Annotated in this window: 12 protein-coding genes; 7 read left to right on the top strand and 5 right to left on the bottom strand. The window is 38.8% G+C overall.

The window, feature by feature from the left end; all coding sequences use genetic code 11:
- Positions 1 to 126: 126 nt before the first annotated feature.
- A complete protein-coding gene (locus F968_RS05175) occupies positions 127 to 570 on the top strand; it encodes a DUF2726 domain-containing protein (protein WP_004790967.1) in 444 nt (147 codons plus the stop codon).
- Between the two features lie 10 nt (positions 571 to 580).
- On the opposite strand, the gene F968_RS05170 is transcribed toward F968_RS05175, so the two are convergent.
- The 5 genes from F968_RS05170 to glnA all read right to left on the bottom strand — a co-directional run bounded on the left by F968_RS05170 (position 581) and on the right by glnA (position 5379).
- Positions 581 to 781, bottom strand: coding sequence for a hypothetical protein (locus F968_RS05170; RefSeq protein WP_004790966.1), 201 nt, complete (start codon positions 779 to 781; stop codon positions 581 to 583).
- A gap of 114 nt (positions 782 to 895) precedes the next feature.
- Positions 896 to 2341, bottom strand: a complete 1446-nt coding sequence (locus tag F968_RS05165; RefSeq protein WP_004790965.1) for an alpha/beta hydrolase family protein — start codon at positions 2339 to 2341, stop codon at positions 896 to 898.
- A 111-nt stretch (positions 2342 to 2452) separates the two neighbouring features.
- Positions 2453 to 3331 (bottom strand): 4-hydroxybenzoate octaprenyltransferase, encoded by an 879-nt coding sequence (gene ubiA / locus F968_RS05160; protein WP_004790963.1) that lies wholly within the window; start codon positions 3329 to 3331, stop codon positions 2453 to 2455.
- Positions 3328 to 3837 carry a chorismate--pyruvate lyase family protein gene (locus F968_RS05155; protein WP_004790961.1) on the bottom strand — a complete coding sequence of 170 codons (510 nt, stop codon included), beginning with the start codon at positions 3835 to 3837 and terminating at the stop codon, positions 3328 to 3330. The genes ubiA and F968_RS05155 overlap by 4 nt, the downstream gene beginning before the upstream one ends.
- 126 nt (positions 3838 to 3963) lie before the next feature.
- The gene (gene glnA / locus F968_RS05150; RefSeq protein ID WP_171056845.1) at positions 3964 to 5379 is read right to left on the bottom strand and encodes a type I glutamate--ammonia ligase; all 1416 of its coding nucleotides are present in this window, start codon (positions 5377 to 5379) and stop codon (positions 3964 to 3966) included.
- Between the two features lie 731 nt (positions 5380 to 6110).
- Here glnA and F968_RS05145 point away from each other — a divergent pair.
- The 6 genes from F968_RS05145 to F968_RS05120 all read left to right on the top strand — a co-directional run bounded on the left by F968_RS05145 (position 6111) and on the right by F968_RS05120 (position 12929).
- On the top strand, positions 6111 to 7670 hold the full coding sequence (locus tag F968_RS05145) for a peptide MFS transporter (RefSeq protein WP_081399481.1): 1560 nt from the start codon (positions 6111 to 6113) through the stop codon (positions 7668 to 7670).
- Positions 7667 to 9469, top strand: a complete 1803-nt coding sequence (locus F968_RS05140) for an aminopeptidase P family protein (protein WP_004790955.1) — start codon at positions 7667 to 7669, stop codon at positions 9467 to 9469. The genes F968_RS05145 and F968_RS05140 overlap by 4 nt, the downstream gene beginning before the upstream one ends.
- Before the next feature lie 295 nt (positions 9470 to 9764).
- Entirely contained in the window at positions 9765 to 10349 is a 585-nt protein-coding gene (locus F968_RS05135; RefSeq protein WP_003650566.1) for an anthranilate synthase component II, read from the top strand.
- Positions 10350 to 10358: 9 nt separating this feature from the next.
- The gene (gene trpD / locus F968_RS05130) at positions 10359 to 11408 is read left to right on the top strand and encodes an anthranilate phosphoribosyltransferase (protein WP_004790952.1); all 1050 of its coding nucleotides are present in this window, start codon (positions 10359 to 10361) and stop codon (positions 11406 to 11408) included.
- A gap of 9 nt (positions 11409 to 11417) precedes the next feature.
- Positions 11418 to 12224: an indole-3-glycerol phosphate synthase TrpC gene (gene trpC / locus F968_RS05125; RefSeq protein ID WP_004790950.1), complete on the top strand. Its 807-nt coding sequence runs from the start codon at positions 11418 to 11420 to the stop codon at positions 12222 to 12224.
- A gap of 9 nt (positions 12225 to 12233) precedes the next feature.
- A complete protein-coding gene (locus tag F968_RS05120) occupies positions 12234 to 12929 on the top strand; it encodes a Smr/MutS family protein (RefSeq protein WP_004790947.1) in 696 nt (231 codons plus the stop codon).
- The last annotated feature ends 3 nt before the right edge of the window (positions 12930 to 12932 follow it).

The raw sequence follows: 12932 nt of genomic DNA, 5'->3' as shown, positions 1-12932 counted from the left end.
ATAGCTCAGTCGGTAGAGCGACGGACTGTTAATCCGCAGGTCCCTGGTTCGAGCCCAGGTTGGAGAGCCAAGATTCTTAAAAACCCACTCATCATGAGTGGGTTTTTATTTGTATGATGCCTTCACATGTTCGAATCGAGTCACTTATTTTTTATTGTTTTAGGTTGCTTAAGCACCTGCATTTTTCTTGTTGTTTGTTTACGCCCTTATTTATTTCCAAAACAAAAATTCTTTGCTCGTCCTGTCATTACCAACTTTGAAACTCAAATGTTTATTCGTTTAAAACAAAGTTTTCCAAGTCATCATGTTTTAGCACAAGTGGCTTTTAGTGCTTTGATTACCAGCAATGACTATAAAATTCGTAGTCAGTTCAACCGTAAAGTAACCGACTTCGTTGTACTTAACGACAAGATGGAAGTAATTGCCATTATTGAGCTAGATGACCCTACCCATCTTGAAAAAGCAGAAGAAGACCGTATTCGTGATCAAATGCTCACAGAAGCAGGTTATATAGTAAAACGTTATACAAACATCCCAAGTGTACGTCAGCTACAAAAGGATATTCATTAATAAGCTGCTGTTATTTCTTTTCAGAATTTGCCGCTTCTTTTTCAGCGATTCTTTTTGCCATTTCTAAACGCTGCTGTTCGTATTGCTTTTTAGTCTTAGCATCACTCTTTGCAGCCAAGAAAAGTATTCCAATAATTAAAAAGGGAATAAGTAAACCTAATCCCATTAATAACCAAGGAACAGATTTTTTTTCAACAGGTTGCTGGCTCATAAATGCTTTAAACTCAAATAGTATCAATTTCAGACCACGTAACAATATAACAAAAAGAGCCGCTATAAAGTGGCTCTTTTTTTAAAGCTAATTTTTTAATTAGATAATTAAATCTTAGAATTTACCGGTACAGTGAGGACTTTGGCTAGCATCCTTCTGAGCATCTGTTAGTACAATACCCGTACCAGCTGACATATTGGCTTGAATGAAATCTACAGTATTGGCATTTTGACATATGATTGCTTGCGTATGGGTCGCATTCGGTACAATGGTTAGCTTATAGCCTTTATCATAGGCTGCTTGTGGGAACAAACTCACAGCTTTCGCTTTCATATTCTCGAATAAGGCTTGGGTAACTACTGGCAATACAGCTTGATCTTTTTCACCTTGAATAATAAATACAGGCGTTTTAATAACTTTCTCGGCTGTAGCATTCGTCGCAGGTTGGGTTGTTTTCAAAAAGTTTTGGACAACTTGATCTGTCTTGAATTTATTCAGATCAATACCGTACTGTGCAATTTGATGAGTAGGATCAGCCAAGAAAGTTAAAATTCCTGCTTTAAATTTCTCTTGCAAGCCATTTGCACTATCAGGTGTAGGATAACTTAAACAAGCCCCATCATCACCTGTACGTCCATAAGCCAATTCTGCAACGTCAGCCGCTCCTGATGTAAAGATTGACTTCATATCATAATTTGGTTGCTGTGCTTTAATTCCTGCACTTGCGAATGCTGCATATGCTAATAATTCGGCATAACCATCTGCAATTTGGTCAATCATCACCTGACCTTCAGCTTCTGTAATCAACTTATTGGCCACTGCATAACGAACTTGTAGTAAGTTCTCATCCAATTTATTTACTTGTTTAGGTTTTCCATTTGCATCAAGATTAAATTGAGGATCAATATAAATTTGAATAATTGTTCCTAAGCTTGAAGCTGGTGCACCAGCTACAGCTCCTTTATAACTTGCATCCGTATTGGCAAATTCGGCCGTACCTAAAGATGCATGTCCACCTTGTGACTGACCAATCGACATCCAATCACCTTTTAACTGGGCACCATAATGCTCTTTTACTGCTTTTACTGCCGCAAGCGCTGATTTTGCTTCGCTAGATAAGTTTAAGTACGGATGTACTCCTGGGGTACCTAAACCCTCATAATCTGGCGCCACAATCACATAACCAGCCGCCAATAAAGTCTCAGCTAGGATTTTAAATCGTGGATTAATTGTATTCTTACTTGGCGCACAACCATCACCCACCCCAACAGTTCCATGCTCCCACACGACCACGCGATAACCATCTTTCGGTTGTGTGGCTTTGGGGAACAATACCATTGCTGTGGCAGTTGCTGTTTTTCCTTGAACATTTGCCATGTTATAAGTCATTACTTTAATCGTTGAAGCATTATCAACTTGATCTATAGCGTAATTACTTTCAGACAGATAGGTTTTATCAGGGTTTACGCCAACATAGTCATCATCATTGTCATTACATGCTGCAAGAAATAATGTTGAAACCGATAATGTTATAGCTAAAGCAATTTTTGACCGTTTCATAGAATATCCTTTTTTATGTATTATTTATTCCGCATATTTTTTATGCACGAATATTAAGACATAAAAAAAGTGCTCTGCATAGAACACTTTTCAACCTTGCGGTCATTTTTACTATATGAAATTTAAAAATATTCCTAGAAAAATGATTAATCCAACCCAGCGATTGTGACGGAATGCCCAAAAACATACTTGAGGGTTGCGGTCTTTGGTTTTAATTGTTTGATATATAAAATCGAATGCAACAACAATTAAAGCAATGATCGCCCATGGAAATAAGATATTTTCTAAATACAGTGCAGCCCCAATCAAAACAAGGCTAGTTGCCTGTAAGAGTGCAATAATCTGAATGTCATATCGACCAAAAAGAATAGCCGTAGATTTCACGCCAATCTTCAAGTCGTATTCACGGTCTGTAATTGCATATTGAGTGTCATAAGCTACTGTCCACGCCAGATTACCAAAATAAAGTAGCCAACAAGTCAAATCTGGTGTTTTACCTACCGCAGTAAAAGCCATTGGAATCGACCATGAAAATGCCGCACCCAAAAAGACCTGTGGTAAGTTGGTATAGCGTTTCATAAATGGATAAATGAACGCTAAAAATAATGCCCCAAATGACCAGTAAAAGGTTTCAATGGGTAAAAAGAACAATAAACATGCGCTTGCTAAAACGAGTACTAAAAACACATATACTGCTTCTCTTGCACGAATAATTCCAGTTGCGAGCGGACGCGTTTTAGTACGTTCAACATGAGCATCTACTTTACGATCAGCAAAGTCATTAATCGCACACCCCGCAGCACGCATAAAAATCACGCCTAAAATCATGACAAATAAAATACCTAAATCAGGTATTCCTTTTGATGCAATCCAAAGCGCCCACATGGTTGGCCAGAACACCAGTTCAGTACCAATTGGCTTATCAAATCGACATAGATAATAATAAGCCTCTAAGCGCTGACGCCATGTTGTGCTTGTTGCAGTCGTCATAGTAATTCCTTGTCGTGCTGCTGATTTAAAAAAGCTTCAAAAGCCGGTAAGAATGTTTCTTGAACAATAAATTTACACCCATGCCAAGTATAGCAACTTTGTCTTGTCCAACCTTCTGGCAAACGAATGACACGGCGGTCACAAAGTGGTGTTGTTCTTTGAAATAGAAAAAAGCCAATTGGCTTAGAACCAATGTGCTGAAATATACGGGCTTTTTTTTGTAAACTTTGAATTGGAAAAATACTTTTTGCTTTAACCCATGGCTCTGCTTCACAGCCATATAAATAGGTTTCCCTTACCCACGAAGTGTGAGCATGAGACATCTTCATCCACTGACTATCTGCAAAAGTTAAACGCTGAAAATGTTCTTGAAAAGGCTTTACACTAAACTGGCCACCGCCAAGTTCAGTCAATTGTTGGGTCAGTGAACCAGACGCATACAACCATGTTTTCAATTCAGGATTTAAAGTCTTTTCCTGTTTAAGTACTGGTTGTCGTTTACGCATAATCTGCTCACATGAAAACTCGCACCTAGTTTACCCCAATTTTTTGATAAAAAACGTAGAGAATTCAATCAACATTCCAAGCAATAAAAAAGCCCGCATAAGCAGGCTTTTTTATGAAAATATGTATTACAAGCTGTAGTACATATCGAATTCAACTGGGTGAGTAGTCGTGTTAAGACGACGTACATCTTCAGTTTTAAGCTCGATGTATGCATCAAGCATTTCTTTAGTGAACACGCCGCCTTTTAACAAGAATTCGTGATCTGCTTGAAGTGCTTCAAGAGCCATATCTAAGCTATGAGCAACTGTTGGGATTTTTGCTTCTTCTTCTGGAGGAAGATCGTACAAGTTCTTATCAGCAGCTTCGCCCGGATGGATCTTGTTTTGAATACCGTCGATACCAGCCATTAACAATGCAGCGAAACCTAAGTACGGGTTCATCATTGGGTCTGGGAAACGAGCTTCGATACGCTTACCTTTAGGGCTAGAAACGTATGGAATACGGATAGACGCAGAACGGTTACGTGCTGAGTAAGCAAGCATGATTGGCGCTTCGAAGTGAGGAACCAAACGCTTGTATGAGTTTGTAGATGGGTTTGTGATTGCGTTCAATGCACGAGCATGCTTGATAACACCACCGATGAAGTACAATGCCATTTCTGAAAGGCCTGCATATTCATCACCAGCAAACAAGTTCTTGCCATCTTTAGAGATAGACATGTGAACGTGCATACCAGAACCGTTATCACCTACCATTGGTTTAGGCATAAAGGTTGCAGTTTTTGCATATTGGTGAGCAACGTTCCAAACAGCATATTTGAACTGTTGAACTTCGTCAGCTTTACGTACAAGTGTATTGAAGCTCACACCAATTTCTAACTGGCAAGAAGCAACTTCGTGGTGATGTACTTCTACACGACCTGGGCCCATGATGTCTTCGATTTTTGCACACATTTCTGCACGCATATCTTGTGAAGAATCAACAGGAGGAACTGGGAAATAACCGCCTTTAACACGTGGACGGTGACCAGAGTTACCAGACTCGTAATCTTTACCAGTAGACCAAGCAGCTTCTTCAGCGATTAATGTATGACGAGCGCCAGACATATCGATGTCCCACTTCACTTCGTCAAATACAAAAAATTCTGGTTCTGGACCAAAGAATGCAGTATCACCGATACCTGTAGATTTTAAGTATTCTTCTGCACGGCGAGCAATCGAACGTGGGTCACGCTCATAACCTTGACCAGTTGAAGGTTCAATAACGTCACAAGTCACAACTACAGTTGGTTCAGCAAAGAACGGGTCGATAAAACCTGTTTCTGCATCTGGACGTAAAATCATGTCAGATGCTTCAATGCCTTTCCAACCAGCGATTGAAGAACCATCAAACATTTTACCGTCTTCAAAAGTATCTTCATCAATAGAATCAGCTGGGTAAGTTACGTGCTGTTCTTTACCCTTAGTATCAGTAAAGCGAAAATCGACCCATTTTGCGCCACTTTCTTGTATGAGTTGAAGGACCTTGTTCGCCATGCTCATTTTGCTCCAATGAAATTTTGTTGCACTTGTTAAGTGCGTGTTAATTGCTGGTATTTATATAGCAATTCTCATACCAACTTTATAAGACTTACCTAAAACATTGAATTGCTTATAACTATCCATGATTTAGGCCCCTTGTCTTGAACCCATTATACTGTTTGCATAGTTAAATGCACCATATTCAGACATTTTCAAATTATGGCATACAAGAATAGCTCGCAATCGCCCTAATTTAGTGCAAAATTGTTGCGCCAATATGAATCACCGCATCAATATCTAACAGTCATTCATGATCATAATACTTTCTCATATAGAAAGCTGACTTTCTTATTACAATGAATGAAAATAATAAAAGATGGCTTATAAAATTTTAACCTTTAGTTGTCTCTTCTATATCTATCCATGCCTTTGCCAAAAGCTTTAACGCAAATATCACTTCAAAGAATAGTTCTCAAAAACTTAAAAACGTCAGCGATCGAATCATCCTCTTACCTCAATAAATACTAAAGTTTTATAAAATTAGTTTTCTTTCGCTTATCAATTTATCTGCCATGAAACAAGTTTTGATCAGCTTTGGTGCAGTAAGAAATCAAAGGGATTTTTTACCATTTGTTATATACCTTTTTTATACATGACAAACTTGCTTTTAAAATTAAAAAAATCTAAAAAATAAAACATAACTTTTTTTTATAACTAAACAAACTAAAAGTTTTGTTTTTTAAACTACAAATATGCTCAAAGGATTTGAAATGAAGCATGAACTCGAACAATATGACAAAGCTTTTTTCGGCCATCCCAAACCATTAAAAACTTTATTTTTTACAGAGCTTTGGGAAAGATTTTCTTATTATGGAATTCGGCCTTTACTCGTTCTTTATATGATTGCAATGGTCAATGATGGTGGTTTAGGTCTTGACCGCCCAACCGCAGCAGCAATTGTTGGGTTATTTGCAGGCTCCATGTATTTAATGACCGTTTTTGGTGGTTGGATTGCCGATAACTGGTTAGGTCAGGCCCGGTCTGTTTGGTATGGTTCTATTATTATTGCGCTAGGTCATTTATCAATTGCCCTCACTACCATTTTTGATCAATTCTTTTTTTATTTTGGTTTAGTTCTTATTGTTCTTGGATCAGGTTTATTTAAAACCTGTATTTCAGTAATTGTCGGAACATTATACAAAGCGCAAGATAGTAGACGAGATGCCGGCTTCTCCATTTTTTATATGGGGATTAATATGGGGTCGTTTATTGCCCCGCTTATTACAGGTATATTGGCTCGCGATCATGGCTGGCATCTAGGTTTTGGGATTGGCGGCCTTGGAATGTTGATTGCATTACTCATCTTCCGTGCATTGGCCATTCCTCAGCTACAAACTTTTAATCAATTGCGTGAAGAAACTGATAACTGCAATAGACCTGTGGTAGAAAATAAAAATGCGCCCAAAATTGCTTTCTCATTTTTATTAAGTGTCGCAGTCGTTATCGCTCTTACTTTCTTTGGCGTTATTCATATCAATCCAGTCGCGGTAGCAACTTATTTAACAGTTGCACTAGGCATTGGGATTATTACTTACTTTGCTTATTTATTATTTTTCTTAAACTTAGAGCAGCATGATAAATTCAAAATTATTATTTGTTTCGTTTTATTAGCAGCATCTGCCCTATTCTGGTCGGCGTTTGAACAAAAGCCCACAACTTTTACTTTATTTGCTCAAGATTATACAGACCGTATTGTTTTCGGATTTGAGATCCCGACGGTATGGTTTGAATCAATCAATGCCCTATTTATTATTGTTTTTGCTCCAGTTGCAGCTTGGCTATGGGTGAAGCTAAGTAAGGTAAATAAAGACCCAAGCTATATCAGCAAATTTATTATTGCATTGTTATTCGCAGCAGGTGGCTTTTTGCTCATGTCTCTTGCCAGTCATTTTGCTATTAATGGCGGGGCAGTTTCACCATTTTGGTTAGTTGGTACTTTATTTCTTCTTACCCTAGGCGAACTTTGTCTAAGCCCAATTGGCTTATCAACCATGACTAAACTTGCACCTGATGTCATCCGTAGTCAAATTATGGGTCTGTGGTTTACTGGTTCAGCTTTAGGTAATCTTATCGCGGGTTTAATTGGCGGGCACGTATCGGCAGATGGTATTAATCATTTACCCACCCTGTTTATGCGATGTGTTTTAGCGTTGGTGATTGGCGCAATCGTGTTATTTTTATTAAAGAAACCTATCAATAGATTAATGAATAAAAGTACCAGTAAAGTTCAACCTGAATTGGAAACCATATGAACATCTTAACTGTTCCAGAAAAACTTGAGAAACTTCGTGAACTCATGCGCATTCAGCAAATTGATGCTTTTGTTGTGATGAGTGCCGATCCCCACATGTCAGAATATTTACCAGACTATTGGAAGGTAAGACAATGGCTCAGTGGTTTTAGTGGTTCTGTTGGTACGCTTGTGGTGACACAAAAGTTTGCTGGCCTATGGGCAGATGGTCGCTATTGGGTACAAGCTGAGCAACAACTGGTTGGAACTGGCTTTAATCTTCAAAAATTAACAAGTGATGAGTCTTCAACACATTTAGCTTGGATTACACAAAACTTAGCAGCAAATTCGATCATTGCTGTAAATGGACATACCTTATCTATTCAACAATTTAAAGCACTCGAACATACTGCACGAGTTCATAGCTATAAACTCGAGACACAAAAAGATTTAGTTGGAGAGATTTGGTTAGACCGCCCAGAACTACCCTCTGAAAAAATCTATTTAATGCCTGAAGGGCTAAATGCACTATCTCGTAAAGAGAAAATTCAGGCTATTCGTGAGACTTTACATAGCAAGAATATTTCGGGGCATTTCATTTCATCTTTAGATGATATTGCATGGGTCTTAAATGCACGTGGTCAAGATGTAGAATACAACCCTGTGTTTCTTTCGCATTTATATATCAGTGCTCAACAAGCTGTTTTATTCATTGATAACAACAAAGTCGATTTAACTACTCAACAGGCTTTAAAAGCCGATGGTATTGAAATTCATAACTACCAAGATACAGCTAAGTTTTTATCGAATATCTCTGATGCTTCAGTACTTTTAGATCCAGCCAAAGTCTCGATTTTTCATGAACAAGCCATCGCAAAAGATATTCGGGTTGTATACGACATCAACCCAAGTACGCTTTTTAAATCGCATAAACATGAAAGCGAAATTGCTCATATCCGTCATGCAATGGTTAAAGACGGAGTCGCGCTTTGCCACTTTTTCCACTGGTTAGAAAAAACGCTTCATCATGGTGAAAGTATTTCAGAACTCACTATTGATGAAAAGATTACAGCTTTCCGTGCTGAGCAAGAGGGTTTTATAGGACCAAGTTTTTCAACGATTGCTGGCTTTAATGCTAATGGTGCTTTGCCCCACTACCGTGCAACTGAAGAGCACTATTCATTTATTGAAGGCGATGGTCTATTGCTGATTGACTCAGGTGGGCAATATGTAGATGGAACAACGGATATTACTCGTGTTGTTCCTGTAGGCACGCCAACAGGGCAACAAAAACGTGACTACACCTTGGTTTTAAAATGTCACATTGCTTTGGCAAAAACGATTTATCCAGAAGGTTTAGCAGCTCCTCTACTCGATTCAATTTGTCGTAATACTTTATGGCAACATGGTTTAGATTATCGACATGGAACAGGCCACGGCGTAGGCTTTGCGCTTAACGTACATGAAGGTCCACAAGTGCTTTCTTATTATGCGCCTATACATGCTTATAGTAAGTTGCGTGAAGGAATGATTATTTCTAACGAGCCGGGCTTATACCATGAGGGACAATATGGTATTCGCATTGAAAATCTAGTTGCAAACCAGCTCCACTCTGGGTTTGAAAAAACTTACGGTGAATTCTTGGAGTTTGAAACGCTGACCCTTTGCCCGATTCATTTAGACTGTATCGTAGTTGATATGCTAACTAATGAAGAGAAAGACTGGCTAAATCATTACCATCAAACAGTCCAAGAAAGACTTGCTGAACATTTGTCTGGAGAAGTTTTAGACTGGCTGATTTACAACACTAGAGCGATTTAATCTTCTTTTTTAACTCAGGCAGAATAATTTTCTATTTCCAATGAAAAGCTTATTCTGCCCGAGTTGTAGTTATTTATCATCTCAAAAAGTTTCACTTCTCAAAGTCGTTTTTTCTGCAAATTTCTAACGAATGAAATAGTTAAACTGGTTACTTCTTTTTTTGTTATATTAGCCGCTTAGAAAGCGGCTTTTTATTTGATCAAATAAAGGTACTTTTTAAAAAGTGAGCAATATTGTGAGTAAATCTCTAGTCACTTATTAAATATATATTAACTATCATGAGGTTAAGTTCATCATGCTTTTAATGATCGACAATTACGACTCTTTTACCTACAACATCGTCCAGTATTTTGGCGAGTTGGATCAGGAAGTAAAAGTTGTTCGCAATGATCAAGTCACATTAGAGGATATTGAACGATGGCAACCTAAATATCTCGTGATTGGTCCTGGCCCTTGCTCTCCAAGCGAAGCTGGTATTTCAATTCCTGCAATTAACCACTTTGCCGGAAAAATTCCTTTGCTTGGCGTGTGTTTAGGGCATCAAAGTATTGGGCAAGCTTTTGGCGGAAACATTGTAAGAGCCAAAACGGTGATGCACGGACGTTTATCTGATATGTACCATAGCAATAAAGGTATTTTCAGTAATCTTCCTAGCCCATTCTCAGCAACTCGTTATCATTCTTTGGTGATTGATCAGCAAACACTGCCTGATTGCCTTGAAGTAACGTGCTGGACCAATGAAGCAGATGGCTCAATGGAAGAAATCATGGGTGTTAAACATAAGACATTGCCTGTTGAAGGCGTGCAGTTCCATCCTGAATCAATTTTGAGTCAACATGGCCATCAAATCTTTAAAAACTTTTTAGATATTTATGCATAAGTGATCACTATGAATATTCAACAAGCACTTAACCATATTACAAAAAATATTCACCTGACTCAGCCGCAAATGGAAGACATTATGCGTAGCATCATGCAAGGTGAGGCAACCGAAGCACAAATTGGTGCTTTGATGATGGGCCTTCGCATGAAAGGTGAAAGTATTGACGAAATTACTGCTGCTGCACGTGTTATGCGTGAATTCGCGATTAAAATTGATGTTAGCGATATCAAATATTTAGTTGATATTGTCGGTACTGGTGGTGATGGACAAAACTTATTTAATGTCTCTACTGCTTCAAGCTTTGTGATTGCAGCAGCAGGCGCAACCATTGCAAAGCATGGTAACCGAGGCGTATCAAGTAAATCAGGTTCATCCGATCTACTTGAACAGGCAGGTATTAACCTTGATTTAGACATGCAACAAACTGAGCGCTGCATTCGTGAGATGGGTGTAGGCTTTTTATTTGCTCCAAACCATCATAAAGCAATGAAATATGCTGTCGGCCCACGTCGTGAGCTTGGTGTTCGTAGCATTTTCAATTTACTCGGCCCGCTTACGAATCCGGCTGGTGTGAAACGCTTTGTGATTGGGGTATTTTCAGATGAGCTTTGTCGTCCTATTGCAGAGGTTATGAAACAGCTCGGTGCTGAACATGTCATGGTCGTTCATTCAAGAGATGGTCTTGATGAAATTAGCCTTGCAGCTCCTACTGCTGTTGCCGAACTGAAAGACGGTGAAATTACTGAATGGACACTTACCCCTGAAGATGTCGGGATTGAGTCACAAACTTTAAACGGTTTAGTAGTTGCCGATGCTGCTGCCAGCTTAAAGCTGATTAAAGATGCATTGGGTAAAAATAAAACTCATATTGGTGAAAAAGCAGCAAATATGATTGCGCTTAATGCAGGCGCAGGAATCTATGTGTCGGGTATTACCAAAACTTATGCTCAAGCTGTTACCTTCGCTCAAGATATTATTTACGGCGGACAAGCTTTAGAAAAAATGAGTGTTTTGGCTGAATTTACTAAAACATTAAAACAATGTCAGGCAGATTAAGGACTTCTCATGATTAATATTCAAAATACCATTTTAGGTAAAATTGTTGACCGTAAACATGAGGAACTCTCTGCACGTTTAAAACAACGTAATTTGCAAGATGTTGAAGAACTAGCAAAAGCTGCAACGCCAGTGCGTGGCTTTGCGAATGCTTTAGAACATAAACGTCCAGGTGTGATTGCTGAAATTAAAAAAGCGTCTCCATCTAAAGGGATTATTCGCGCAGACTTTAATCCTGCTGAAATTGCTCAGCAATATGAACAAGCTGGAGCAGCCTGTTTATCGGTACTGACCGATGTTGATTTCTTTCAGGGTGCAGATGAGAATATTGCGATTGCCCGTAGTCATTGTGCCCTGCCTGCTTTACGTAAAGACTTTCTGATTGACCCATATAATGTAGTTGAAGCACGTGCTTTGCATGCTGACTGTATTTTATTAATTGTTGCTTGTTTGTCTGACCAGCAACTCGAAGAAATGTCTAAAACTGCGTTTGAACATCAACTCGATGTATTAGTTGAAGTTCATGACGAAGAAGAAATGGAACGCGCTTTAAAGCTTTCTGAGCAATGTTTATTAGGTGTGAATAACCGTAATTTAAAAACGTTTGATGTGGATTTAAATACATCCATTCGATTGAAAAAATTACTTCCGGCCTCACGTTTATTAATCACTGAAAGCGGTATTGCGACACCAGCCGATGTGCATATGATGCAAGAGCATAATATTCACAGCTTCTTAGTCGGCGAAAGTTTTATGAAACAACCACGTCCAGATCAAGCTTTTACTGCTCTTTTTGGACAACCTCAAACGGTTTAATAAAGATATATGAGTAATAAAGATTCATCGCTTTCTAAAGAGCAACAGAAATTATTGAAGCAATTTAAAAAGCAAATCTCCAATCCTCATTCAAGCAAAATCGCAAATCAGCCTGAGACTAAAAAATCTCAGGCTGAGCCTGAAGAATTGGAAGATACACATTTGTTTCAACAAGCTGTTGCAGGTGTTAAACGCATCAACAATAGTAATGTAGCTAATGTCAAACTACCTCGTGCCAAAAAAGTTGATGCTCAAACATTAGCAAAACGTGCAGCTGCCGAAGGCGGTCGTGACACTGAGCATGCCGAGCTATCAGACACTCAAGCTGCTTTAAATCCTGTCGCAAGCCAAGCAACGTTAAGCTATCGCATTGCGACTCTTCAACATAAGGTTTTTGAAGACTTAAAAGCAGGCAAGATGCGCTGGTTTGAGGCTGTAGATTTACACGGCTGTACCATTGAACAAGCACGTGACGCAGTTTTACAAATTATCCAGATGGCAAAAGATGAGAATCAAAATGTCATCAAAATTGTGCATGGCAAAGGCCCAGAAGCAGTCTTAAAAACCTATGTCAACGGATGGTTACGTCAACACCGCGATGTTTTGGCTTTTGTAAGTGCTCCAGAAAATCAAGGTGGCACAGGTGCCGTTCTCGTACTGCTTAAACGTGCAGAAAAAAATCCAAAGTTTGAACAAAAAAAATGATCC

It is taken from the genome of Acinetobacter sp. NIPH 817, assembly GCF_000368405.1.
Classification (GTDB): Bacteria; Pseudomonadota; Gammaproteobacteria; order Pseudomonadales; family Moraxellaceae; genus Acinetobacter.
This window is presented reverse-complemented; position numbering and strand designations above follow the sequence as displayed.